This window comes from Streptomyces sp. NPDC057900, from assembly GCF_042887885.1.
Taxonomy (GTDB): domain Bacteria; phylum Actinomycetota; class Actinomycetes; order Streptomycetales; family Streptomycetaceae; genus Streptomyces.
Map to the genome: position 1 here is coordinate 1363071 of NZ_JBHVOI010000001.1, position 23361 is coordinate 1386431.

General features: G+C 71.5%; 25 protein-coding genes. 15 read left to right on the forward strand and 10 right to left on the reverse strand.

Features of this window, described 5'->3' with window-relative positions; all coding sequences use genetic code 11:
• Positions 1–17: 17 nt before the first annotated feature.
• From ACFVQ0_RS05610 to ACFVQ0_RS05630, 5 genes are read left to right on the forward strand one after another with little or no spacing between them, the layout of a single operon-like run.
• Positions 18–1691: an FAD-dependent oxidoreductase gene (locus tag ACFVQ0_RS05610; RefSeq protein WP_390084836.1), complete on the forward strand. Its 1674-nt coding sequence runs from the start codon at positions 18–20 to the stop codon at positions 1689–1691.
• A complete protein-coding gene (locus ACFVQ0_RS05615; protein ID WP_390084838.1) occupies positions 1688–3241 on the forward strand; it encodes an FAD-binding oxidoreductase in 1554 nt (517 codons plus the stop codon). The genes ACFVQ0_RS05610 and ACFVQ0_RS05615 overlap by 4 nt, the downstream gene beginning before the upstream one ends.
• 40 nt (positions 3242–3281) lie before the next feature.
• Positions 3282–3941 carry a glycerol-3-phosphate responsive antiterminator gene (locus ACFVQ0_RS05620; RefSeq protein ID WP_390084839.1) on the forward strand — a complete coding sequence of 220 codons (660 nt, stop codon included), beginning with the start codon at positions 3282–3284 and terminating at the stop codon, positions 3939–3941.
• Between the two features lie 4 nt (positions 3942–3945).
• On the forward strand, positions 3946–4248 hold the full coding sequence (locus ACFVQ0_RS05625; protein ID WP_390084841.1) for a putative quinol monooxygenase: 303 nt from the start codon (positions 3946–3948) through the stop codon (positions 4246–4248).
• Complete coding sequence (locus tag ACFVQ0_RS05630) at positions 4245–5384, forward strand: zinc-binding dehydrogenase (protein ID WP_390084842.1); 1140 nt, start codon at positions 4245–4247, stop codon at positions 5382–5384. Before ACFVQ0_RS05625 ends, ACFVQ0_RS05630 begins: the two co-directional genes overlap by 4 nt.
• Before the next feature lie 114 nt (positions 5385–5498).
• Here ACFVQ0_RS05630 and ACFVQ0_RS05635 read toward each other — a convergent pair whose 3' ends face one another.
• The 3 genes from ACFVQ0_RS05635 to ACFVQ0_RS05645 are packed head-to-tail and all read right to left on the reverse strand — an operon-like array spanning position 5499 to position 8111.
• A complete protein-coding gene (locus tag ACFVQ0_RS05635) occupies positions 5499–6437 on the reverse strand; it encodes an FAD-dependent oxidoreductase (protein WP_390084844.1) in 939 nt (312 codons plus the stop codon).
• Positions 6438–6441: 4 nt separating this feature from the next.
• Positions 6442–7011, reverse strand: coding sequence for an isochorismatase family cysteine hydrolase (locus ACFVQ0_RS05640; RefSeq protein WP_390084846.1), 570 nt, complete (start codon positions 7009–7011; stop codon positions 6442–6444).
• Positions 7012–7037: 26 nt separating this feature from the next.
• Positions 7038–8111, reverse strand: coding sequence for a helix-turn-helix domain-containing protein (locus ACFVQ0_RS05645; RefSeq protein ID WP_390085404.1), 1074 nt, complete (start codon positions 8109–8111; stop codon positions 7038–7040).
• 274 nt (positions 8112–8385) lie between these two features.
• Here ACFVQ0_RS05645 and ACFVQ0_RS05650 point away from each other — a divergent pair, with 274 nt between their 5' ends.
• From ACFVQ0_RS05650 to ACFVQ0_RS05685, 8 genes are read left to right on the forward strand one after another with little or no spacing between them, the layout of a single operon-like run.
• A complete protein-coding gene (locus ACFVQ0_RS05650; protein ID WP_390084848.1) occupies positions 8386–8853 on the forward strand; it encodes an NUDIX domain-containing protein in 468 nt (155 codons plus the stop codon).
• Between the two features lie 3 nt (positions 8854–8856).
• Positions 8857–9504, forward strand: coding sequence for a hypothetical protein (locus ACFVQ0_RS05655; protein WP_390084850.1), 648 nt, complete (start codon positions 8857–8859; stop codon positions 9502–9504).
• A complete protein-coding gene (locus ACFVQ0_RS05660; RefSeq protein WP_390084852.1) occupies positions 9501–11300 on the forward strand; it encodes a DUF4254 domain-containing protein in 1800 nt (599 codons plus the stop codon). Before ACFVQ0_RS05655 ends, ACFVQ0_RS05660 begins: the two co-directional genes overlap by 4 nt.
• Before the next feature lie 46 nt (positions 11301–11346).
• Positions 11347–11922: a phosphoribosyltransferase gene (locus tag ACFVQ0_RS05665; protein ID WP_390084854.1), complete on the forward strand. Its 576-nt coding sequence runs from the start codon at positions 11347–11349 to the stop codon at positions 11920–11922.
• On the forward strand, positions 11919–13076 hold the full coding sequence (locus ACFVQ0_RS05670; protein WP_390084856.1) for a glycosyltransferase family 9 protein: 1158 nt from the start codon (positions 11919–11921) through the stop codon (positions 13074–13076). Before ACFVQ0_RS05665 ends, ACFVQ0_RS05670 begins: the two co-directional genes overlap by 4 nt.
• Positions 13073–14209 (forward strand): hypothetical protein, encoded by a 1137-nt coding sequence (locus tag ACFVQ0_RS05675; protein WP_390084858.1) that lies wholly within the window; start codon positions 13073–13075, stop codon positions 14207–14209. Before ACFVQ0_RS05670 ends, ACFVQ0_RS05675 begins: the two co-directional genes overlap by 4 nt.
• The gene (locus tag ACFVQ0_RS05680; RefSeq protein WP_390084860.1) at positions 14194–14955 is read left to right on the forward strand and encodes an SDR family NAD(P)-dependent oxidoreductase; all 762 of its coding nucleotides are present in this window, start codon (positions 14194–14196) and stop codon (positions 14953–14955) included. Before ACFVQ0_RS05675 ends, ACFVQ0_RS05680 begins: the two co-directional genes overlap by 16 nt.
• Positions 14948–15601, forward strand: a complete 654-nt coding sequence (locus ACFVQ0_RS05685; protein WP_390084862.1) for a histidine phosphatase family protein — start codon at positions 14948–14950, stop codon at positions 15599–15601. The genes ACFVQ0_RS05680 and ACFVQ0_RS05685 overlap by 8 nt, the downstream gene beginning before the upstream one ends.
• A 25-nt stretch (positions 15602–15626) precedes the next feature.
• Here the strand turns inward: ACFVQ0_RS05685 and ACFVQ0_RS05690 are convergent, their stop codons facing one another.
• On the reverse strand, positions 15627–16205 hold the full coding sequence (locus tag ACFVQ0_RS05690) for a dihydrofolate reductase family protein (protein ID WP_390085406.1): 579 nt from the start codon (positions 16203–16205) through the stop codon (positions 15627–15629).
• A gap of 205 nt (positions 16206–16410) precedes the next feature.
• Here ACFVQ0_RS05690 and ACFVQ0_RS05695 point away from each other — a divergent pair, with 205 nt between their 5' ends.
• Positions 16411–17487, forward strand: a complete 1077-nt coding sequence (locus ACFVQ0_RS05695; RefSeq protein ID WP_390084864.1) for a hypothetical protein — start codon at positions 16411–16413, stop codon at positions 17485–17487.
• Positions 17488–17621: 134 nt separating this feature from the next.
• On the forward strand, positions 17622–18869 hold the full coding sequence (locus tag ACFVQ0_RS05700) for an MFS transporter (protein WP_390084866.1): 1248 nt from the start codon (positions 17622–17624) through the stop codon (positions 18867–18869).
• 17 nt (positions 18870–18886) lie between these two features.
• On the opposite strand, the gene ACFVQ0_RS05705 is transcribed toward ACFVQ0_RS05700, so the two are convergent.
• Genes ACFVQ0_RS05705 through ACFVQ0_RS05730 form a run of 6 tightly spaced genes read right to left on the reverse strand, consistent with a single transcriptional unit; the run spans position 18887 to position 23331 of the window.
• Positions 18887–19603: an urease accessory protein UreD gene (locus ACFVQ0_RS05705; RefSeq protein ID WP_390084868.1), complete on the reverse strand. Its 717-nt coding sequence runs from the start codon at positions 19601–19603 to the stop codon at positions 18887–18889.
• On the reverse strand, positions 19600–20274 hold the full coding sequence (gene ureG, locus ACFVQ0_RS05710; protein WP_390085408.1) for an urease accessory protein UreG: 675 nt from the start codon (positions 20272–20274) through the stop codon (positions 19600–19602). The genes ACFVQ0_RS05705 and ureG overlap by 4 nt, the downstream gene beginning before the upstream one ends.
• Before the next feature lie 49 nt (positions 20275–20323).
• Positions 20324–20989: an urease accessory protein UreF gene (locus ACFVQ0_RS05715; RefSeq protein ID WP_390084870.1), complete on the reverse strand. Its 666-nt coding sequence runs from the start codon at positions 20987–20989 to the stop codon at positions 20324–20326.
• Positions 20989–22692 (reverse strand): urease subunit alpha, encoded by a 1704-nt coding sequence (locus ACFVQ0_RS05720; RefSeq protein ID WP_390084872.1) that lies wholly within the window; start codon positions 22690–22692, stop codon positions 20989–20991. The genes ACFVQ0_RS05715 and ACFVQ0_RS05720 overlap by 1 nt, the downstream gene beginning before the upstream one ends.
• A 1-nt stretch (position 22693) precedes the next feature.
• Positions 22694–23032: an urease subunit beta gene (locus tag ACFVQ0_RS05725; protein WP_390084874.1), complete on the reverse strand. Its 339-nt coding sequence runs from the start codon at positions 23030–23032 to the stop codon at positions 22694–22696.
• Positions 23029–23331 carry an urease subunit gamma gene (locus ACFVQ0_RS05730; RefSeq protein WP_390084876.1) on the reverse strand — a complete coding sequence of 101 codons (303 nt, stop codon included), beginning with the start codon at positions 23329–23331 and terminating at the stop codon, positions 23029–23031. Before ACFVQ0_RS05730 ends, ACFVQ0_RS05725 begins: the two co-directional genes overlap by 4 nt.
• Positions 23332–23361 lie beyond the last annotated feature (30 nt).

The following is a 23361-nucleotide window of genomic DNA, read 5'->3' on the forward strand; positions in this document are numbered from 1 at the left end:
CACCAGGAGTTGATGTTGTGATCACCATGCCCGCCCGGAAGCCGCGGCGCAGTGCCGCGGCCACCCGCCGGACGCCCCTGCTGCTGGACCGCGCGGCGGCCAAGCGCCGGCTGGCCGACGACACGTACGACGTGCTCGTCATCGGCGGCGGCATCACCGGCGCGTACGCCGTGCTCGACGCGGCCTCGCGCGGGCTGCGCGCGGCGCTGGTCGAGAAGGACGACTTCGCCTCCGGCACCTCGTCGAAGTCCTCGAAGATGGTCCACGGCGGCCTGCGCTACATCGAGCAGGGCAACGTCAATCTCGTACGCCACTCGCTGCTTGAGCGGCACCGCTTCCGCAAGAACGCCCCGCACCTGGTGCACCGGCTGCCGTTCCTCTTCCCGATCCTGGAGAAGGAGGGCATCTTCGACGCCCGCCTCGCCAAGGGCTTCGAGGGGCTGCTCTGGACGTACGACCTGGTCGGCGGCTGGCGGATCGGCAAGCTCCACCAGCGGCTCACCGTGCCCGAGGTCCTCGCGCAGGCGCCGACGCTGCGCGCGGAGAACCTCCAGGGCGGGCTGATGTACTTCGACGCCCGCACCGACGACGCCCGGCTCGTCCTGACCATCGTGCGGACCGCCGCGGCGCTGGGGGCGACCGTCCTCAACGGGGCGAAGGCCGAGGCGCTGCTGATGCGGTCCGGCAAGGTCGCCGGGGCGCGGGTCGAGATGGACGGCGACAGCGTCGACATCCGGGCGCGGGCCGTCGTCAACGCGACCGGGGTGTGGACGGACGAGCTGGACGCGAAGGCCGTCGACGGTCACCGCCCGCAGGTGCGCCCGGCCAAGGGCGTGCACATCGTGGTGCCCTGGGACAAGGTCCGGATCAACTGCACGGTCACCGTGCCGATCCCGGGCCGTGCCCGCCGCGCGACCTGCACCCGCTGGGGCAACAGCGTCGTGCTGGGCACCACGGACGAGGACTACCAGGGCTCCCCCGACGATGTGCACTGCACCCGCCAGGAGATGGACTTCCTGCTGGAGGGCGCCAACACCGCCTTCGAGGGGAAGCTCACCCCGGACGACGTGGTGGGGTCCATAGGCGGGCTGCGTCCGCTGGTCGGCGGCAAGGAGGGCGCGACGCTCGACATGCGCCGCGACCACCACATCAGCATCGGCCGTACCGGCATGGTGACCGTGACCGGCGGCAAGCTCACCACCAGCCGGCACATGGGCGAGCTGGTCATCGACAAGGTGATGACGGTCCTGGGCAGCAGGGCGAAGAGCCGCACCACCGACCTTCCGCTGCTCGGCGGGGCCGGATACGACGCGGAGGCGGTGGCCGCCTCCGGTGGCATCGCCGCGCACCTGGGCGAGCGCTTCGGCACCGAGGCCCGCTTCGTCGGCGACCTCATCCAGGAGGACCCGACGCTGGCCGAGCCCGTCGTCGCGGGACTCCCGTACACGAAGGCCGAGGTCGTCTACGCGGCCCGCGCGGAGCTCGCCCGCTCGGTCGACGACGTCCTCTCCCGCCGGACGCGCGCCCGGCTCTTCGCCCGGGACGCCTCCGCAGAGGCGGCGGGCGCGGTCGGCGCGATCCTCGGCCGGGAACTGAACCTCACGGAGGCCGAGGTGGAGCGTTCGGTCTCCGAGTACCTCGCGGCCGTCCGTCACGAAAAGTCCGTACTCCTCGAAGGGGCAGCAGCATGATCAGCCGTCAGACCATCACCCATCCGTTCAACCGGGGCGACTACACGGTCGGTGCCCCGAGCTTCGCCAAGTGGGCGCGGAACACCCCGATCGGGGACGGCGAGGCCGCGCTCCAGGTCGACCCGGTCCAGGTCCCGGACAGCGTGATCGAGGAGCTGCGCGAGGTCGCTCACGCCGTGCACGTGGAGCGCGAGGAGGTCGTCACCCGGACCCGCGACTGGTGGGCCGGTTCGATGATCGGCGAGACGGAGGGCCGTCCCGCGACGCCGGACGCCGTGGTCGTCGAGGCCGCCGACGCGGACCAGATCGCCGCCGTCCTGCGGATCTGCCACCGGGCGGGCATCCCCGTCACCCCGTCCGCGGGCCGCTCGAACGTCACGGGCGCGGCGCTGCCCGTCTTCGGCGGGGTGGTGCTGGACGTGTGCGCGCTGAACCGGATCACCGGCTTCGACGCCGTCTCGAACGTCGTGGACGTCGAGGCCGGCATGTTCGGGGACCTCTTCGAGAAGCAGCTCCAGGAGGAGTACGGCGTCACCACCGGCCACTGGCCCTCCGCGTTCGCCGTCTCCACGGTCGGCGGCTGGATCGCCTGCCGGGGCGCCGGCCAGCTCTCCACCCGCTACGGCAAGATCGAGGACATGGTCGTCGGGGTGGACGTCATCCACGCGGACGGCACCCGCGCCACCTACGGCGACTACGCCCGCGCGGCGGTCGGCCCGGACCTGCGCCAGCTGTTCATCGGCTCCGAGGGCACCCTCGGCGTCATCGTCTCGGCCCGGCTGCGCGTGCACCCGCTGCCCGAGTACGCGAACGCCGTCGCGTACGGCTTCAGGACGTTCGCGGAGGGCCTGGACGCCTGCCGCGAGATCATGCAGCGCGGTGCGACGCCGGCCGTGCTGCGGCTCTACGACGCGCTGGAGTCGGGTACGCACTTCGGCCACCCGGAGACCAACCTGCTGCTGATCGCGGACGAGGGCGACCCGGCGGTCGTGGACGCCTCGATCAAGGTGGCGGCCGAGGTCTGCTCCACGTACGGGCCCGAGCTGGACTCCAAGGCGGTCTTCGAGCGCTGGCTGGACGAGCGGATGCTCGTCGGCAAGTCCGCGGACGGCTTCACGCCGGGGCCGGGCTTCGTCGCGGACACCCTGGAGATGGCCGCGTCCTGGGCCGACCTGCCGGTGATCTACGACGAGGTGGTCGCCGCGATCCAGTCGGTGCCCGGCACCCTGGCCGCCTCCGCGCACCAGTCGCACGCCTACACCGACGGGGCCTGCGTGTACTTCTCGCTGCGCGGCGAGGTGGCGCCCGAGGCGCGCCGCGACTGGTACCGCTCGGTGTGGGACGCGGCGAACGCGGTCCTCATCAAGCACGCGGCGGCGCTCAGCCACCACCACGGCTGCGGGCTGCTGCGCGGCCCCTACCTGGAGGAATCCCTCGGCGCGGGCTTCGCCACGTTCGTCGCGGTGAAGGCGGCCCTGGACCCAGCCGGCATTCTCAACCCTGGCAAACTGGGTCTTCCCAGCCGATTCGGTACGCCTCCGCTCAACTGACCGGCAACCGCGCACCCTCTTCCAGTCAGGCAGGCTTGCCATGACCTCTTCCCCGTCCCGGTCCGGCGCACGGCTCGACCCCCGGCTCACCGCGGCGTTCGCCGAAGTGCCGGTCGTCGCGTCGGTCGTCGGCGCCCAACCGCTGCGGCAGTTCCTCACCGCACCGGCCAAGGTGTGCATCCTCGCCTCGTTCGCCGTGGGGCAGCTGCCCCAGGTCGTACCGGCGCTGGGCCGGGCGGGCAAGACCGTGTTCGTGAACGTCGACAGCAGCCCCGGTCTGGCACAGGACCGGGGCGCGCTGGAGTTCATCAAGAACATGGGCGCGCACGGCGTGGTCAGCACCCGGCTCTCGCTCATAGAGAAGGGCCGCCCGCTCGGCCTGCTGACGATGATGAAGGTGTTCGTCACCGACCGGTCCAACCTGCGCCGCTCCACCGACGCGATCTCGCGCGGGGCGCCGGACCTGGTCGAGATCATGCCCGCCCCGATCGTCGCCCGGATGACCGCGCAGGCCCAGCGCGCGATGTCCCCCTCGGTGGCCGCGGGCTTCGTGGAATCCCCCGCGGACGTGGCGCTCGCGCTGGCCCTCGGCTCGGCCGCGGCCGCCACGTCCGACCCCCGCCTCTGGCATCTGCGCCGCGACCAGCTGCCGCCGGTCCCGCCCGCCGCCCTCAAGAGGCCCGCACCACCCCAGGAGTAACCCCGTGACGTACGTAGTAGTGGCCAGGTACCGCACCAGGCCCGGTGAGCAGGACACCGTCCTCCCGCTCCTCGACACCATGGCCGCCGCCTCCCGCCGGGAACCCGGCAACCTCGGCTACCGGGTCCACCAGGGCACGGAGGACCCGCAGGCGATCGTGCTCTACGAGGAGTACGCGACCGAGGCCGACTTCACCGCGCACTGCGCGACCCCGCACTTCCAGGAGATCGTCCTCGGCAAGGTCGTCCCGCTCCTGGAGAGCCGCGACGTGCTGCGCTGCGCACCCCGTGAAGAGGTGGGCGCGTGAGGACCCGGGCAGTCGTCCTGCGGGGCATATCGACGGCCCGTCCCTACTCGGAGAGCCGCCCGGTCGAGGTGGAGGAACTGCGCCTCGGCGCCCCGCGCGAGGGCGAGGTGCTGGTCCGCGTCGCCGCCGCGTCCCTGTGCCACTCGGACCTCTCGGTCGTCAACGGCGACCGGGTCCGGCCGCTGCCGATGGCCCTGGGCCACGAGGCCGTCGGCGTGGTCGAGGAGACCGGCCCCGGCGTCCACCGCATCGCCCCCGGTGACCACGTCGCCCTGGTCTTCGTCCCGAGCTGCGGCTTCTGCGCCGACTGCGCCGCCGGCCGCCCCGCGCTCTGTGCGCGGGCCGCGGCGGCGAACGGCTCGGGCGCCCTGCTGCACGGACCCTCCCTGCTGACGGACTCCTCCGGCGCGACGGTCCACCACCAGCTGGGCGTCTCCGCGTTCTCCTCGTACGCGGTGGTCGCCCAGGAGTCGGTGGTGCCGATCGACCGGGACATCCCGTTCACGGTGGCCTCGATGTTCGGCTGCGCGGTCCTGACGGGCGCCGGCGCGGTCATCAACACGGCGGCCCTGCGCCCCGGCCAGTCGGCGGTGGTCTACGGACTGGGCGGCGTCGGCCTGTCGGCGGTGCTGGGCGCGCGGGCGGCGGGCGCGTATCCGATCGTCGCCGTGGACCCGGTGGCGGAGAAGCGCGAACTGGCCCTGCGCCTCGGCGCGAGCCACGCGTACGCCCCAGAAGAGGCGGTCGGCGCGATCCGCGAACTGACGTCCGGCGGCGCAGAGGTCGCGGTGGAGGCGGTGGGCAGCCCGAAGGTGATGGCCGAGTGCCTGACCGCCGTGGCCCGCGGCGGCAAGGTCGTCTCGGTCGGGCTGCCCGCCCCCGGCCGGATGCTGGAGGTCCCGGCCCTGGCCTTCGCGGGCGAGGGCAAGTCCCTGCTCGGCTCTTACATGGGTGACGCGGTGCCCCGCCGCGACATCCCCCGGTTCCTGGACCTGTGGCGGGCCGGACTGATGCCGGTGGAGGAGATGCACACCGGCACCCTCGCGCTGGACGCGGTCAACGACGCGATGGAGGAGCTGGCCTCTGGCCGGGCGATCCGTCAGGTGCTCGACACGTCGGGGCTGCTGGGGGTGTGAGCGTTCCTCCTGAGGCGCCCGCCGTGGTTGCGGTCTTGGTTGCCTGGCAGGAAGGAGTACTCGCTCGGCCGCACGAGCCGGCCGAGCCCACCCCCGCAACTGCCCCTTCATGGGTCACGAGGGCAGCGATAGGTCTCGGGCCGCGTAGTAGGCATGCAACGCGGCCTCACTGCCGGAGCCCAAGGCCGTCATGATCCGCTGGAAGCGGGCGGAGCGAAGGTCCCCGGCCACGATGACGCGGGAGTGCTGGTCGACCGACGGGCAATAGCCGTCCGCGCCTCGGACCAGGTCACCGGACGGGGCGGTGGGCGCGTTGCCGATGCTCACGTACGTGGCGTCTGCGGTGACCGTGCGCCGTTCGCCGTCCTGGCTCACCACGTCCGCTGTCGACACACTCTCTTCGGGAAGGTGGAGCGTCAGGTGCGCAACGGGCAGGAGTGTGACGCGGGGGTCGTCGCGGATCTCCTCGACCTTGTACGCGTCGGTCTCCGGGTAGGCGACGAGCAGGCGGGTGTCAGTGTCCGGATGGGCGCGCAGGAAGGTGCCGATCGGGCGGTCACCGCCGAGGACGAGGAACGTGCGGCCTTCAGCGTCGTCCGCGTCGGCCTTCCAGAGCGGGGGCAGGGTGAGGCCGCTGGAGGCGGTGATCCAGGAGACGTCGCGGGGCTGGAGGGGACCGACGCCGGTGGCGACGACCGCGTACGAGGCGGCCAGGTGCGCACCGGTGTCCAGGGTAACGGTGACGCGGTCGTGGTCGGCGCGGAGTTCGACTACGCGGCGGCCGAGCTCCAGGCGGCACAGCTCCGTGCTCTTCAACTCGGCAGTGATGGCGTCGGCAAGCGCGGGGCCGCTGGCGTGGCCGCCGAGGGCGTTGTTCAGGGCCCCGATGCGGTAGAGGTTGCGGCACAGCGTGTCCGGCTCGACCAGGACCGAGCGCATACCGACGCTCGCGGCCATGCGGGCGGCGGCGCAGCCGGCCGGCCCTCCTCCGATGATGATCAGGTCGGTGTCCTGGGATGCGGGCGAACCGGTGCGGGGCGAGGTGTCGGCCATGGGGCTATTCCAGCACCGGCGCCCCTACGAACGCAGTGAGTTGCCCCACTACATGATCGGTGGTGACGAGTTGGCTGGATCCGATCAGGCGACGTGCGACGACGAGGCCGGCGTCGTGGACGTCCGGGCCCGCGTCGGTGGCGCAGGCGTCGGTGACGATCCAGGGTGCGTAGTCGCGCTCGAAGGCATCGGCGGCGGATTTCAGGACGCAGCTCTCGGTGGCGATCCCGCAGAAGACCAGGTCGGTCCAGCCGGCCCGGCGGATCAGTCCGTCAGCCTCGGGAGTGAACAGCGTGTACCCGGTCTTGTCGATGACCTTGTGCGCGTGGGCAGCGGCCTCGGCGAGTTCGGGCACGATGTCGGTCTCGGGCGGTTCTTGGAGCCGGTGCCACTGGAAAAAGCGCTCGTAGGAGCTGCCGGGGTAGTTGAAGTAGCGGGTGAAGATCACCGGCCGGCCTACGGCCGTCCACTGGGCGATCAGGTCGGAGACCGCTGGTACAGCGTGGCCGCTGTGGTGGTTCACGAAGCCGTTCTGCATGTCGATCACGACCAACGCGGCGCTGCCGATGTCCATCCGCCGTCTCTCCTGCCTCTGGCCCCTCAGCCAACGCCCTCGCGTAGAGCGTCCTGCCCGGCGCGCAGCCGTTCGGCCAGCCCGCTGGTCTTCATGATGGCTTCCCGCATCAGAACGTGTTGAGCGGTTTCCTGAGCGCGGGCCGTCGTGAGCCGGGAGTACGCGGCGCGCAGGAAACGCCAGCCGTACTGTTCGGGCATGGAGGGGTCTTGTCCGTTCTCGATCATCTGTTGGATCTGGTGGGTGAAGCACCACAGGGCCTGAACAGTCAGCTCGCAGGTGATCAGCTCTTCGATCGTGAGGCTGCGCTCGTGGGAGTGGGACGCATAGGCGACGCCGGACCACCCCGCGTAGCCGGTGGAGACTCCCCGTACGCCGAAGGGAACGACCTCCGGGTGATCGAAGCCGGTGGCAAGGAGCGACTCCTCGACCGAACCGTCCAACGGCGCGGGGCAGCCAAAGGCGCTGCGGTCGACCAGGACCGAGGGCGTGGACAGGAGGCGCAGGACTGTGTCATAGGTGCTGCCGGTCCAGGGGCTGGAGGTGAGCCAGTACAGGGAGAGGACGTACTCGGGATGGGGAACGCCGGAGTGGTCCTCGCCCAGGAGGTCGCGAACCTTGTCCCGTGCCCAGGGGAGGTCGGAGGCGTACGAGCGGTAGCGCCACACGGCAAGTTCGGTGAGCGATGCCGGCTCGTGGGGCTGGACGAGGTGGAAGACAGCGACGCCGCACGCGAAGACGTACAGGGCGCATTCCTGCGCTTCGGGGTGGTCCACACGTGCTGCCGAGGACTCCAGCCAATCCGTGCCCGCACTCGGTGTCATGTGTGCGCGGAGTCGGCGGGCGCGCTCGACGCCGATGAAGACCGGCAGGAACTTGTGGGAGTCCACTTCGATCGCGCCGACGACTGACGGCACGCCGCTCTCCGGTCCGAGGGCTGCGCCGAACCGCGCCTTCGCGTCGTCCGACGCCCGGCTGAGTGCCGTATCGAGGACAGCCTGCGACTCGGCACGCGGCAGATAACCGGCCCCGCCGCCTTCCCAGTTCGACACAGTCCGGTCGCTGACACCCAGGTACGCGGCGAAATCCCGAAGGCTCATGCGCAGGGAGTCCCGCAGCAGCCGCGCTTCCCGGCCGGACCATCGCTGCACCGTGACCATCGCCGTACCTCCTGTCCGCAGCCCGATGGGACACCCGAACACCCAGCGTAGCCAGCCAACTGCAGCAAAGGTGCGGCATTGCTGCAGCGCTCCTACCTCACTCCCCGGACCGGGCCTGCACCATGCTGAGTTCACCGAGCCGGAGAGCACCGACCGCCGCCAGGCGGCGCTCCGCCCGTTCTCTCCTGTACCACGTTCAGAAGGAACCAACGGTATGACCGACATCGTGAAGCGCAACGCCCGCGTCATCCTCCTCGACGGCGAAGACCTGGTCCTGATCAAGCGCACCAAGCCGGGCAGGGACCCGTACTGGGTGACGGTTGGCGGCGGCGTGGAGGAAGACGACGCAACCATCGAAGCAGCCCTGCACCGTGAGGTGTTCGAGGAGCTCGGCGGCAGGCTGGAGCGCGCCGAGCTCGTCCATCTGATCACCGACCAGTTGGAGGGCGGCATCGGCGTGCAGCACATCTTCGCGGCCCGTCTGGAGTCGATGGACCTGTCCACCCGTACGGGCACGGAGTTCGCCAAGCCGGAGCGGGGCGGGTACGAGGTGGTCCGGGTGCAGTTCACCGCCAAGGCCGCCCGTGAGCTGAACCTGATGCCGCCGGAGCTGGCCGACTTCATCGCCACGAACACGGACGCGATCGTCTCTGTCCTCAACGCTCCGATCCGCGAGACGTGAGCGATGAGGCGAGCACCGGACTACATCAGCCTCAACGGCCCTGACAGCGTGGGCAAGACGACCCACCTCGTGCGGCTGGCCGAGCGGTGGGGCGGCTGCCAGCCGCTTGGCGCCGTCCACGAGCACGACCCCGAGCCGTGGGCGCGAGTGGCGGGCGGCGACTACGCCCGATGGTGGTTCGAGACGTCTACGACCGTCGAGCTGACAGAGATGCTGCTGGCCAGCCACACCAAGCGGGCCGCTGCCCGTGAGACAGGGCGTACGGGCCTGCTCGACCGCGGCCTTCCCATGCTCCTCGCCGTGTCCGCCGCGACCTGCGTGGTCAAGGACGGGCTGACGGCGGAAGAAGCGCTCAAAACCGTTATGAGCCTTGCTGGTTTACGTGCCGGAGCAGCAGAGACCTCCATCCTCCTGGTCCCGTCCCTCGATGCCGAGCGCAGCTACGCCATCACCAGCGCACGCGAGGGCCGTCCCTGGACCGGGATCTACCCGGCGTACCAGAAGGCGCTGCACTCTGTCCTGCTCCACCAGGCCGATCACGGCGCGTACACCGCCGTTGTGGACTGCGAGGGCCGCTCCTTGGACGACGTACACGCAGACGTACGCGATTACCTCGGTATCACCCACCTCACCGACGGGAGTCCCCGATGACCCAGAACTCCCCGCCTCTGGTCCTGCCTTCGGGCCTGGCCCGGGCCCTGGCAGCCCTCCAGGACAAGGACCGGCGCCGCCTGGACGACACCGTTACGCGGCTCCACACCGTCAACGGACGCCTGTGGGACACCGAGGACCGGGTGCGCGGCGCGTTACTGTCCACCGCCCAGGTCGCCGACTGCAAGCGCGAGATCGACCAGCTCAACGCTGAACGCAATGCGCTCGCCGAGCGTGCCGACGAGGTCCTCGGCACGCTGGCGGACGCGGGCTGTACCGCCGCGCCGCTGCACACCGAGACGCTCGCGTCCGTCGTCGACCGTTTGTCGGTGCTGACGCTGCGCATCTGGCACAGCGAGCGGACCGCGGTCAGGGATGAGGTTGCCCGCCGTCGTGTGCCGGCTCTCCTCGGTCAGCGGGAGGAGCTGCGTGCCGCCCTCGATTCGCTGGTGTCCGACGTCGTCGCCGGGAACCGGCGGCTCCCCACGCCGGCCCGGTTCAAGTTGTACGGCCGGGACGATGCTGTCCCCACGGAGATCAAGCCGAGCCGACACCTGCGCCGGGTTCTCGCGTTCGGCGGGCTGAGCGAGTGCGGCAAGAGCACCAGTGCCGAGTTCGTCCGGCGCATGTGCGGGGCCCAGCGCCTCAAGATCGGCTTCCTGTTGCGGCAGGCCGCTCACCGGGAGGGGCTCGCAGACCCGTACACCCTGTCGGCGCGAAGGCAGGCCGAGCTGATGCTCAGCGAGTTGAACCGCTTCGCGGAGCACCACGTCGACACGCGGCTGTTCACCATCGAGTCCGTGCACGACGACGCCTCGATTGCCGAGCTCAAGCAACTCATGGGTGACAGGCTCCAGGTCGTCTACCTGGACGCTTCCTTCGCCGTACGTCTGGAACGGTCCGGTATGCAGGCCCCGGCCGTCGCTGCGAAGGACGAGATCAAGATGAGCCGCGGCGCCCACCAGGTCGCCGCGCTCGCCGACCACGTGATCGACAACTCGGGCAGCGTCACCGCCCTGCGCGCCCGACTCCGACGCATCGCCACCCCGCCCGCCCCCACAACACTGCACGTAGCCGCCCCGTACGGGCTGGGCCTGCCGGCCGCTGTCGCCTCGGCGACGGCCGACTTCACCGACGCGGTACGGGCAAACGGCCCTGGCGTGCAACTTGCCGCCCTGACCGGCAGCCCTGGCGAGGGGACCTGGATCGCCGGCTGGTCCGACCTGGATCTGCTCGTGATCGCCGACCACGAGATCACCGGCCGGATCCACGAGGCCGTGCACGAGTACCGGCGCGCTCTGAACGGTGCGGCCTCGCTCGGCCCCACCCTCGTCACCCCGGGCGAACTGACCGCCCGGCGCCTCACTCCCCGCCTGGCTTTCGCCCTGTACCAGCTTCAGCAAGGCCAACCCGCCCTGCACACCGCACCCGACATCGAACTGCCGACCATCACACGGGACGAGCTCGCACTGGCCGCCATCCGTGAACTCCCCCAGGTCATCCTCACCATGCGCCGCCTGCGAGCCGACGCGGGACCGGACACCCTGCGGCAGCTCTACAAGCACCTCGTACTGGCCTGCCGTCTCCTCCTCCGCGAGCACGAGCAGTGGGAGGTCGGGCCCGACCGGATTCTTTCCACAGCCTCCCGGATGCCGGGGCTGACCGCTGCATCCGTGCCCTCCCTGGCCGAGATCTCCAGCGCCTGGCGTGACGGCGACACCGAGCTCGCCCTCAAGCCCGTCACCGCGGCTGTCGACCAGTTCCTCGCCTGGTACGCCACGCAGCTCGCTGCCTGAACAACCCCCCTCATTTCCTTCCCCTCCATCCGACAGGAACTTCGTCATGCCCGAAACCGTCACCATGCAGCCCTTCTCGGCCCGAATCGTCGAACGCCTGAGCGTCGGCGCGGCCAGCCGCCGCGAACGCGTCATCCACTCCTTGGACGGCTTGGAGGACCCGGTTCACCCGGAGAGCCTGGCCACCACCGGGGCCGACTTGTGGCAGCGCCTTCAGGAGCAAGTACCGGACGGACTCGGTGCCGTGGACTATCTCCTCGGTCTGGATGCCGGCGGCATCCTGCCGACCGTCTCCCTTTCCGGCGCCGCCCACCTGCCGTACAAGATCGCCTGGAAGCTGCACCTGCCGCTCGACGGCGCGGTCCGTTTCAGCGAGCCCCACGCGATGCGTACCGACGTCTTCGCGTACGGCATCACCCACGGACAGCGGATGGTCCTGGTGGACGACGAGATCACGACCGGCCGGACCCTGGCGGACCTCACCTGCCGCCTCCGCGAGGCCGGTGCGGTTCCGCTGGCTGCGGTTTGTCTGGTGGAGGACACCATGCGCGGAGCCCGCGACCTGCTCACCGGCATCGGCCTGCCGCTGGTCGCCCTCACCACGATCGAGGGTCCGGCGTGACCGCGGTCGCCTCGGCGGAGATCCGGTTCCATCCCGGCTCGCAGGTCACCTCCGCCGGGGCCGTTCACACCACTCCGCTCGGATACAACCGTGACGGCGTTCCCCTCGGTGCACCACTTCCTCTTCCCGCCTCGGACGAGCTCGTCGAGCGCCTGAGTAGCTGCGGCGAGATCGAGGTGGCCTTCGAGGGGAAGCTCGGGGACACCCTCCTCGCCCTCTCGGCGGTCCGCGCGCTCGTCGACTGGCTGCGTGTGCGCTCGGTTCGCGTGGCCGTTCAGGCGACGGGCCCGTACGCGGGACTGATCGCCCGCGCCGGCCTGATCACACAGCCACCGGTCACCACATCCAGTGGCCGGCGCGCCGTGATCGGCGACCGCGCCGGGGTCGAGGCACGGGCCTCGGGCGCGGCGGTGAACCTGGTGTGCGACCCCGCCGCCCCGCCCTGCTGGTCGAGCGACGGCTACGCCCACCCAGAACTGCCCGCCCGCCACTACCTGGCGCTGGAACGCCGCCTCGGAATCCGGCTGGCCGCCACCGCACCGTTCGCTCCCATCCTCGCAACCGGGCCGAACGAACTCGTTGAAGAACTGGGCTCGGTGGGCTGGCTGAACGGCCTCACCATCGCTGCCGTCACCGCCACCAGCTGGCCGGAGCGCAAGGACTACACGGCCCGGCGTTACATCGCCCTAGCCGAGCAGATCGCCGAGGCGCAGCAGTCGCAGGCCCGGCTCCTGCTCATCGGCGGCGCCCAGGACGGCGGTATCAGGATCTCCGCGGAACCATCGAGACGCCACGTGCAGGTCCTACGCATCGACGGGGTGCCGGCGAACGACCTGGCAGACCTCTTCCCGCGCTGCCGTATGGTCGTCGGCAACGACACCGGCCTCACCCACCTCGCCGCGCTGGCGCGTGGCAGCGACGGCAGTGGCCCGCCGGTCGTCGGCCTGTACGCGCGTCACAGCCACAGCAAGTGGCGCACCGGCCTGCCCCACCACCACGCCGTCGCAACCGGCCAGTCCCACCGCATGCACCAGGGCGACCTCTGCCCCGTCCGCGACGCCATCGCCCCGCGCGCGGACGTCCACATGGACGCCTTGCCGTCCGCCTCGCTGGCCCGGGTCTGCATCGACCTGCTGAACGGGGTGGGGCTATGACGGTCCGGCCTCTTCTGCGGGTCGGTCCCGTACGACGCTTCACCCGCAATCTGCTCTGCCCCGTCAATCTCCTCGGCAGACCACTGCTCCTGAAGTACACCCCGGACCCGTCCGAGGCCCGCCAGGAGATCCGCGGACACGCTCGCCTGACCCGGCACTACCGCGTACCCACTCTCCACGCGCATCTCCGCGTACCCGGCGGACACCTCCTCGCGTACGAACGCCTCCCCGGCGGACCAGATCAAGGACTCCTGCTCGATCTCCTCAACGCGGACGAACCGAGCAGCGCCCTCCATAACTACATGGACCGGCTCACGAGCACGTACGGCGACGTCATTCTCACGACCGCACGGCCGACCGATCCGGCCCTTGTCATCCAGAAGCTGTACGGGAACCGCGCGGCGCCCGGCGGGCGGCTCGACAGGTATTACGCCGGAAGGGATTTCCTGGTCGCCGACGGCCTCGTAGACATCCCCGTCTCCCGTCTGGGCACGTACGCCCTGAGCATCAACGGCCGCCGACACCACTTGGACTGGACCTCCACCCTCCGCTGGCTGCGCGCCCACTTCGCCTCTACGGAACCGGTCTGGGCGGCCCTCACCCAGGGCGACCCCACCGACGTCAACCTCGCCCACCCGCTCGCCTGGTTCGACTACGACACCGCAGGGATGAACAGCATCCTGGGCGAGTTCGCCAACTTCCTCTGGTACGCCTCCGCCCTCGGCGGCTGGCTCGTGCCCACGTACAACCCGGCAGCCTTCGCCGACCACCCAGCGACCTTCAACCGTATGCCGTCCAACTCCCCCGAAATGCGACGCGCGGACATCGACCAGGCCACGGGCACCATCCACATCGACTACGTCTCGCGCCTCTCGGCTCCACGACGCACCGCCGTGACCCTGTACTGGGACCGGCTCGTACGGCCACTCGCGGAGCACCTCTGGCCCGGCGCGGACCTGTCGCACCTCCTTCGCCCCTACCTGGTCATGCGCATTCTCGCTGTCTACAACCTGGCCGACCTGGCCCCCGAGGACCGGCTGGTCCTCCTCGCCCGGCTCACCGATGCCATGAGCCCGGCCTTCGACCCCGCCACTTACTTCTGCCCGCTGGAGACCCCATGCCCGGCGCCCTGAACAGCCGCACCGCCTTGGTCACCGGAGCCACCGGCGGCATCGGATCGGCCATCGCCCTCCGCCTCGCCGCCGACGGCGCAGCCGTTGGTCTCGCCCACTTCGGCGACGAACAGACCGCAGCCGAGCTCGCCGCCCAGATCACCGGAAACGGCTGCGCTGCCGCTCTTCCGGAAGCTGACCTCCGGGATCCTGATGCCGTACGCGCCCTCTGCCACCAGGCACATGACCAACTCGGCCCGATCGACATCCTCGTCAGCACGGCCGGCACCTACCCGCGCCGAACATGGACGGAGACGACGCCCCTTCACTGGGACGACACGCTGGCCACCAACCTGACCAGCCACTACTTCCTCGCCCACGAACTGAGTCCCGCCATGACCACCGCAGGTTGGGGCCGGATCATCACTATCGGATCCGTTCTCGCCACGGCCGGCCGCCACGACCTCGCCGGCTACATCAGCGCGAAGGCCGGCCTCGAAGGACTCACCCGCGCCCTCGCCCGCGAACTCGGACCCGACGGCATCACCGCGAACTGCATCGCCCCCGGTTCCATCCGCGTCCCTGCCGAAGGCACGGTCGTCGACGACCCGGAAGCCATGACCGCACGACAGCTCGCCCGCCAATGCGTCCAGCGCCGAGGCCGCCCGGACGACGTCGCCGCAGCCGTCGCCTTCCTTGCCACGGACGACGCCGGCTTCATCAGCGGCCAGACCCTGCGCGTCGACGGAGGCTGGATCCTTGGCTGACATCTGGCTCATGCGCCACGGCGCCTACGAAGGGCACCGCCCCGGCTACCACGCCCCGCACGAGGCCGCCCTCACCGCCGACGGCCGCGACGGAGTCCGCCGCTCCCTGCCCCTCCCTGAGGGCGTCACCGCGATCGTCACCAGCCCGATCCCCCGTGCCCGCCAGACCGCGTCCCTCATCGCGCACCTCACGGGCCTGCCGATCGTCGCGACCTCCGGCCTCCTCGCTGAATGGCGTGCCCCGAGCATCGTCCTCGGACGCACCGCCGAGACCTACCCACCGGCCTACCGGGCCTGGCGCGCCCGCAGGCTCACCGACCCATCCCTACGCTGCGAGGACGGCGAAAGCCTCACCGACCTCCACACCCGCGCCCGCCACTGCGCCGCTTTTCTCCACCACACCGCCCTACGCCACGGGCCCGTCCTCGCCGTCTCCCACACCCTGCTGCTGGGCGTCCTCACCCATCTCATGAAAGGCCCCGCCGCCTTCACGCCCGCCGCGAGGACTCCGTGGCAGTTTGCCGAGCGCCGCCTGTTCACCGCCCCACAACGTCTGGCCGACGCCAAGCCGACGTGCCGCGCGCTGCGCCCGCCGAACTGTCTATGGCCAGACACAGGATCCCAGCGTGGCCACAATGCTGTGTAGGTGTCTTCCGGCTGGTCACATTCGGTCAGCGTGCCGAGGGCCTCCCCGCCCGCTCGTACCGCAGTTCCACGACCCCGTTGCCGAAGGCCCCGCTGCTCGCGAGCCGCAGCGGGGTCCTGGTGTCCGTGAGCGGGAACATGGGCTTTCCCCGGCCGATGAGGACCGGGTGGACGTAGACCCAGTACTCGTCGATCAGGTCGAGCGCCGCGAAGGACGCGGCCAGCCCGGCACCGCCGAGCGCCAGGTCGCCGCCGGGCTGTTCCTTCAGCGCCATGACCTCTTCCGGGACGACGTCATGGACGACGGTGGTGTTCCAGTCCGACCGCCGGAGCGTCCGGGAGTAGACGTACTTCGGCATGTTCCGCCAGATGACGGCGAATTCGGCCGTCGGCCCGGCGGCGGCCGGGTCCTGGTCGGCGGTGGGCCAGAAGTCCGCCATCAGCTCGTGGACGACCCGGCCGTGCAGGAAGCCGCCCATCGCGGCGAGCCGCTCGTTGAAGGCGTGGTGCAGGTCTTCGTCGACCTGATGCCAGTCGATGTCCTTGTCCGGCCCCTCGATATAGCCGTCGAGAGACATCGACATGAAATAGATGACCTTGCGCATCGCGAACCTCACCGGTCGAAAGCGTCGAATGCAGGGACGGATCGGCGGAACGAATCCGACATTACCCGGCGGCCGTCCACGGGGACGGGAGGAGACGGCGGCCACTTGACGGGCCGCGGACGCACCGCGTAGATCTTCGGGGAAGGGGCGGATCACATAGGGCCGCGCGGTCCGCCCAGTCCGCAGCGGCCTTGAGGAGTCCGTGGTGAGAGTCGGAGCGGCACGCGCCGCCGCGGTCCGCTGGGTGGCCGCGTACGCCCGCCCCGCCGCCGGGTACCGGGGGGCGTACTTCAGCGGGTCGACCGTCGGACGGCCGGACGGAGCCGAGCTTGCGCCCTCCTCCGACGTCGATGTCGTGGTCGTCACGGAGCAGGACGAACCGCCCGCCAAGCCCGGCAAACTCCGTTACGAGGGCGTCCTGCTGGAGATCTCCTACGTGCCGTGGGCCGAGCTGCGCGACCCGGCGGCGGTGCTCTCCTCCTACCATCTGGCCGGCAGCTTCCGGCTGGACACGGTCATCGACGATCCCACCGGTCGGCTGCGCGCCCTGTACGCGGAGGTCTCACCCGCGTTCGCGGGGCGGAGCTGGGTGCGCCGCCGGTGCCTGGACGCCCGGCACCGGGTCGAGAGCCGCCTCGCCGCGTTCGACCCCGCCGCGCCCTTCCACGAGCAGGTGACCGCCTGGATGTTCCCCACCGGGGTCACCACGCACGTCCTGCTGGTCGCCGCCCTGCGCAACCCCACCGTGCGGCTGCGCTATCCGGCGGCGCGTGACGTCCTGACCGCGTACGGGCGGCCGGAGCTCTATCCGGAGCTGCTGGGACTGCTCGGCTGCGCGGACGTCACCGAGGAGCTGGTGCGGCACCATCTGGGCGAGCTGGTCCGGACGTTCGACGCCACGGTGCCGGTCGCGCGCACGCCGTTCTTCTTCAGCAGCGACCTCACCGCGCGGGCGCGTCCCATCGCGGTCGACGGCAGCCTGGAACTCCTGGACCGGGGCGATCACCGCGAGGCGGTCTTCTGGATCGTCGCGACCCTCGCCCGCTGCCACACGGTGCTGGCGGTGGACGCCCCCGCGCTGCACGCCGCCCGGCTGCCCGCGTTCGAGGCGGCCGTCGCCGGTCTCACCGGGATCACCGGCACCGCGGACATCCTGGCCCGTCGTGCGGAGGTCATCCGCTTCCTGCCCCGGCTGTGGGCGGCCGCGGAAGACGTGATGGCGGCCAACCCGGAGATCACTGAGGAGACCGGAAATACGGCGTCGCCGCGCCGGTCCGTCTGATAATTTGCCCGCATGACTCCTCCCCGTGCGTAGGACCCCGCACTGACCGCACCCGTCACCCGGGTGCGGCACTCCGGTGTCCCCGCATGCTCGCGGCGCCGTGTCCCGGCGCCGCCCTCACGAGGAATGTCATCGTGCTCACCTCTCCTTGCGCGCCCACGCGCGCGCCTTCGTACGTCACTGTCCTGCGTACCCCCCATGCGGCGCGCACCTTCGGCGCCGCCCTGCTCGGGCGGCTCTCGTACGGGATCGTCCCGCTCGCCATGCTGCTCGCGATCAAGGACGCGACCGGTTCGTACTCCGCGGCCGGCGGCGCCATGGCCGTGTTCGGGGCCGCCAGCGTCCTGCTCTCCCCCGCCCGTGCCGCGCTGATCGACCGGTACGGGCCGCGGCGGGTCCTGCCGCCGATGGCGGGGCTCTACGCGGCGGCGCTCTGCGCACTCGCCCTCGCGACCTGGCGGCCGGGCGCCCCGGCCCTCGCCCTGGGGGCGCTCGCCGTGGCGGCCGGTCTCTGCACCCCGCCGCTGGGTCCGGTCATGCGGACGCTGTGGAGCGGTCTCGTCCCGGACCGGGAACTCCTGCGGCGCGCGTACAGCCTGGACGGCGTCGCGGAGGAACTGCTGTACGTCACGGGCCCGTTGCTGGTGGGCCTGATCGTGCGGACGGCCCGGCCCGCGGCCGCGGTGCTGGCCGGCGCCGTGCTGATCGTCGTGGGGGCGCTCGCGCTGGTGTCGTCACCGGCGGTACCCCGCGGGCACACGAAGGCGAAGGCGGTCCCGGCCGACGCGCCCGCCGCGCCCCTCCCGGGTCTGCGCACCGTCGCCGCCCTGCGCCGCACGGCGCTGGTGACGGTCTCCGTGGGGATCTGCCTCGGGGCGCTCGAACTGCTGGTGGTGGCCTTCACCGAACAGCGCGGCCAGGCCGCGGCGGTGTCCTGGGTGCTGGCCGCCCTCTCGGCCGGGAGCGCCGTCGGCGGTCTGGTGTACGGGACGGTCCGGTGGAAGTCGGCGAACCGGACGCGGCTGGCGGCGGCCGCCGCGGGGATGGGCGCGGCGCTGACGGTCGCCGGTCTCTCGCCTCGGCTGTACGTGCTGGCCGCCGTCGTCGCGGTCGCCGGCCTGTTCGTCACCCCCGCGCTCACCACCGCGTATCTGATCGCCGACGAGTCCGTGGACGCGGCCCGGCGCACCCAGGCGGGTGCCTGGGTCAACACCGCGTTCAACGCCGGGTCCTCGGCCGGCACCGCGACGGTCGGGCTGCTCGTCGACCGGCTGCCGCTCACGTTGTGCTTCGCCCTGGCGGCGGCGCCCGCGCTGCTGTGCGCGGCGGCGACGGTGTGCCCGTGGGGCCGCCGGACGGGCGGGGCCCTCAGCCGGCGCTGACCGTCAGGGGCTGACTGTCAGGGGCTGAGCCAGGACTCCCAGACCTGGCTCAGCTCCGCCTCGACGGCCGGCGCCACCGTGTCCAGCAGCCGCACCTGCGCACCCGGTCCCGCCAGGTCCATCCGGTAGGGGTGCGGCGGTCCGGGCGGTGTCGCGCCGAGCGCGGAGACGGAGCCGATGACGCGGTTCGGGCCGAGGAGTCCGGGGAGTTCGCGCACCTCGGGGTCCGAGAGGTCGAGGTCCTCGACCAGCAGCTCCTGGTCCTCGTACGTCACCCGGGTGGTGGCCCTGATCCGCCCGCCGCGTTCCCCGGAGCGGCCCAGGACCAGGGTGTCGCGCCACAGCATCCGGGCCCCGGACGCCAGCCGGACGTCCATGGCGCGTTCGACGTCCGCCCCGCCGGCCACCACGAACGGCAGCCCGTGCCACGTGAGTTCGCCGCCCCGCGCGATATCGACGCGGGCCCGCCACCTGGCGGAGCCGCCCCGGTGGTCGTAGGCGACGAGTCCGGCCGGCTCGACCAGTTCCAGATGCGCGCCCGGACCGACCGAGATGTTCAGGTTCAGCTCGTCACCCGCGAGCAGTCCGGCCCGGACGCCGACCAGCGCGATCCGGATCCGGCCGGGGCACGGCAGCAGCGGGCGGGGGGCGAGGAAGGCGCCGTCGCGCAGTTCGCGGGCGAGGTGGCGCTCGTCGCCGTCGCGCTCCACGGCGACGACGGTGGGGTCCGTCACGGGTGCTCGTGCCTGTGCGGCGCCATCGGGCCGGGGTCGGTGGGGATGTGGGTGCCGGAGCGGTGACGGGCCAGCAGGGACCGTACCCAGTCCGCGAGTTCGGCTATGGAGGCCGGGTCCTTCTTGGAGAGGGCGAGGACGGGAAGTCCGGCGCGGGCCTCCTCGGCGTCGGCGACCATGGCGGGCACGTCGACCTCCACGTAGGAGGCCAGGTCGGTCTTGTTGACGATCAGGAGGTCGGCGCCGGTGATGCCGGGGCCGCCCTTGCGCGCGACGTCGCCGCCGCCCGCCACGTCGATGCAGAAGAGCTGGGCGTCGGCCAGGGCGGGGCTGAAGGTGGCCGTGAGGTTGTCGCCGCCGCTCTCGATGAGCACCAGGTCCAGCGGGCCGTACGCCTCCTCCAGGTCCTCGACGGCGTCGAGGTTGGCGCTGACGTCGTCGCGGATCGCGGTGTGCGGGCAGGCGCCGGTCTCGACAGCGCGGATGCGTTCGGTGGGCAGTACGCCCGCCGAGCGCAGGAAGCGGGCGTCCTCGTCGGTGTAGATGTCGTTGGTGACCACGGCCATGGAGAGTTCGCCGGCGAGCTCCCGGCACAGGGTGGCCAGGATCGAGCTCTTTCCGGTGCCGACCGGTCCCGCGACGCCCAGGCGCAGGGCCCTGGGCTGGTTCAGCGGCTCGTGGAAGTGGGGGTTGGGCTGCTGCCCGGTGGTGGTCTCGTTCTCAGGCAAGGAAGAGTCTCCGTTCGCGTCGTGCGTGTTCGAGCGCCCACTGTTCGGTGAGCGCGGCGGTGCGGGCGGGCAGTTGGTCGGGGGTCCGTACGGCGAGGGCCGCGGCCGCCGCGGCGGCCGCGTCGGGTTCCGCGGCGAGGATCCAGGCGACCGAGTCGAGCGGGTCGCCGGGCAGGAGTTTCAGCGCGGCGGACGCGACGGTCTGGAGCTCGTCGTAGACGACGGCGTGCGCCAGCTCCTCCTCTGAGACGTCCAGCACGGCTCCGAGGGCGCCGAGTGCGACCGGCCGCAGCGGGCGGGGGCGCATCGCGGTCAGTGCGGTGACCGCCGGATGGCCGGGGGCGAGCCGCCGGGCGAGCCGGTGCACGCCCCGGCCGAGCGTCGCGGAGGTCTCGCGCTGCGGGGCGGCCGGGGTGCGTGCCGCCAGCGCCCGCTGCACGGGGCCGTAGTCGACCGGGTCGCGCAGCGCGGCCCGCAGGGCGAGGACGGCCGCGGCCGCCTCGGTGCGGGCGGTGGTGTGCAGCCGGGCCTTCAGCAGTGCGGGGACACGGTCGCGGGTGAGGCCCGCGGCGACGGCGGGTTCGAGCCCGGCGCTGTAGGTGTACGCGCCGACCGGGAGCCGTCCGTCGCCCAGCAGCAGGGGTGCCAGTGCGCCCATCAGAACATGGAGTACCGCTGGGCCAGCGGCAGTTCGGTGGCGGGTGACGGTTCGACGAGCTCGCCGTCGATGTGGATGGCGAAGGTCTCCGGGTCCACCTGGATGTCCGGGAGCGCGGTGTTGTTCGGCAGATCCGCCTTGGTGAGGTGGCGGGTGGGGCGCACGGCGACGAGTTCGCGCTCCAGGCCGAGGCGTTCGGCGAGGCCGTCGGCCAGGGCGGCCGGGGCGACGAAGGTGACCGAGAGGTGCGGGGCGGCCCCGGCGGCGGCGGTGGGGCGCAGCAGCACGGGCTGGGTGGTGGGGATCGCGGCGTTGGCGTCGCCCAGCGGGGCGTACACCACCATGCCGCCCTTGATCACGGCGGCGGGGCGGATGCCGAAGAACGCGGGGTCCCAGAGGACCAGGTCGGCCAGTTTGCCGGGTTCGACGGAGCCGATGACGTGGTCGATGCCGTGGGCGACGGCCGGGCAGATCGTGTACTTGGCGACGTAGCGGCGGGCCCGTTCGTTGTCGGCGGGCAGTGCGCTGCCCCGGTCGCCGAAGCGCTGCTTCATCACGTGGGCGACCTGCCAGGTGCGGCAGATGACCTCACCGATGCGGCCCATGGCCTGGGCGTCGGAGGAGGTGATGGAGAGGGCGCCGATGTCGTGCAGGATGTCCTCGGCCGCGATGGTGCTCGCCCTGATGCGGGATTCCGCGAAGGCGAGGTCCTCGGGGACGCGCGGGTTGAGGTGGTGGCAGACCATCAGCATGTCGAGGTGTTCGTCGACGGTGTTGACGGTGTGCGGGAGCGTCGGGTTGGTGGACGCCGGGAGGATGTTGGGGTGCGAGGCGACGGTGATGATGTCGGGCGCGTGGCCGCCGCCCGCGCCCTCGGCGTGGAAGACGTGGATACCGCGTCCGGCGATGGCGTCGAGTGTCCCCTCGACGAAGCCGGCCTCGTTGAGGCTGTCGCCGTGCAGGGCGACCTGGAGGCCGTAGGCGTCGGCGGCCTTGAGCGCGGCGTCGATGGCGGCGGGGGTGGCGCCCCAGTCCTCGTGGACCTTGTAGCCGCCGGCGCCGCCGAGGGCGGCCTCGCGCAGGGCCTCCTCGCCGACGGTGGAGCCCTTCCCGAACAGCATGATGTTGAGGGGGACGCGGTCCAGGGACCGGTGCATCATCGCGAGGTTCCAGGCGCCGGGGGTGACCGTGGTGGCCTTGGATCCCTCGGTGGCTCCGGTGCCGCCGCCGATGACGGTGGTGGTGCCGGTGGCCAGGGCCTCGTGGAGGGTCTCCGGCATCAGGAAGTGGACGTGGGTGTCGACGGCTCCGGCGGTCAGGACGCGGCCCTCGCCGGAGACGACGTCGGTGCCGGGGCCGATCACCAGATCGGGGTGGACGCCGTCGCCGGTGTCGGGGTTGCCGGAGCGGCCGAGGGCGACGATGCGGCCGGCCCGGATGCCGATGTCCGTCTTGACGATGCCCCAGTGGTCCAGGACCACGACGTTGGTGATGACGAGGTCGAGGGCGCCGTCTGCGCGTGGGGTGGTGGCCTGGCCCATCGATTCGCGGATGGACTTGCCGCCGCCGAAGACCGCCTCGTCGCCGCCGAAGCAGCGGTCCTCCTCGACCTCGATCCAGAGGTCGGTGTCGGCGAGCCTGATGCGGTCGCCGGTGGTGGGTCCGTAGAACGCCGCGTAGGCGGCGCGGGTCAGTTGTGCCATGTCACACGCCTTCCGTCGCGGTGTGCTGCGCGCCCTTGGACAGCGGCGCGGTGCGGACGACGATGCCGGGCACCGTCGCGCGTCCGCCGAGTTCGACGAGGGTGATCTCCGCGCCGACGCCCGGCTCGAAGCGCAGTGAGGTGCCGGACGGAATATCGAGCCGGAATCCCTCGGTCTGCGGCCGGTCGAAGGAAAGTGCGGGATTCACGTCGAAGAAATGGAAATGCGATCCGATCTGAATGGGGCGGTCTCCGTCGTTGACCACCGTGAGCCGCAATGTGCGGCGTTCCGAATTCAGGTGGACCACGCCGGGCCCGGTGCGGATCTCGCCGGGGATCACGGGATCGGTGAGGTGATCGTGACGAGCTTGCGCCCGTCCGGGAAGGTCGCCTCGACCTGGACGTCGTGCAGCATCTCGGGGACGCCTTCGAGCACGTCAGCGCGGGTGAGCACGGACCGGCCCAGGGTCATGAGGTCGGCGACGCGGGCCCCTTCCCTGGCGCGTTCCATCGCCCAGCAGGCGAGCAGGGCGACGGCCTCGGGGTAGTTCAGACGGACGCCGCGCTCCCGGCGGTCGCGAGCGACCATTCCGGCGACGCTCAGCAGCAATTTCTCCGTGTCGGACGGAGTGAGAAACATGGGAAACCTCCATGGCGGCAGTCCCCGGAA

Coding starts and splice junctions, on each gene's coding strand:
- ACFVQ0_RS05615 (WP_390084838.1), top strand. CDS start 1,688: ATGATCAGCCGTCAGACCATCACCCATCCGTTCAACCGGGGCGACTAC.
- ACFVQ0_RS05620 (WP_390084839.1), top strand. CDS start 3,282: ATGACCTCTTCCCCGTCCCGGTCCGGCGCACGGCTCGACCCCCGGCTC.
- ACFVQ0_RS05635 (WP_390084844.1), bottom strand. CDS start 6,437: ATGGCCGACACCTCGCCCCGCACCGGTTCGCCCGCATCCCAGGACACC.
- ACFVQ0_RS05640 (WP_390084846.1), bottom strand. CDS start 7,011: ATGGACATCGGCAGCGCCGCGTTGGTCGTGATCGACATGCAGAACGGC.
- ACFVQ0_RS05645 (WP_390085404.1), bottom strand. CDS start 8,111: ATGAGCCTTCGGGATTTCGCCGCGTACCTGGGTGTCAGCGACCGGACT.
- ACFVQ0_RS05650 (WP_390084848.1), top strand. CDS start 8,386: ATGACCGACATCGTGAAGCGCAACGCCCGCGTCATCCTCCTCGACGGC.
- ACFVQ0_RS05655 (WP_390084850.1), top strand. CDS start 8,857: ATGAGGCGAGCACCGGACTACATCAGCCTCAACGGCCCTGACAGCGTG.
- ACFVQ0_RS05660 (WP_390084852.1), top strand. CDS start 9,501: ATGACCCAGAACTCCCCGCCTCTGGTCCTGCCTTCGGGCCTGGCCCGG.
- ACFVQ0_RS05665 (WP_390084854.1), top strand. CDS start 11,347: ATGCCCGAAACCGTCACCATGCAGCCCTTCTCGGCCCGAATCGTCGAA.
- ACFVQ0_RS05675 (WP_390084858.1), top strand. CDS start 13,073: ATGACGGTCCGGCCTCTTCTGCGGGTCGGTCCCGTACGACGCTTCACC.
- ACFVQ0_RS05680 (WP_390084860.1), top strand. CDS start 14,194: ATGCCCGGCGCCCTGAACAGCCGCACCGCCTTGGTCACCGGAGCCACC.
- ACFVQ0_RS05690 (WP_390085406.1), bottom strand. CDS start 16,205: ATGCGCAAGGTCATCTATTTCATGTCGATGTCTCTCGACGGCTATATC.
- ACFVQ0_RS05715 (WP_390084870.1), bottom strand. CDS start 20,989: ATGGGCGCACTGGCACCCCTGCTGCTGGGCGACGGACGGCTCCCGGTC.
- ACFVQ0_RS05720 (WP_390084872.1), bottom strand. CDS start 22,692: ATGGCACAACTGACCCGCGCCGCCTACGCGGCGTTCTACGGACCCACC.
- ACFVQ0_RS05730 (WP_390084876.1), bottom strand. CDS start 23,331: ATGTTTCTCACTCCGTCCGACACGGAGAAATTGCTGCTGAGCGTCGCC.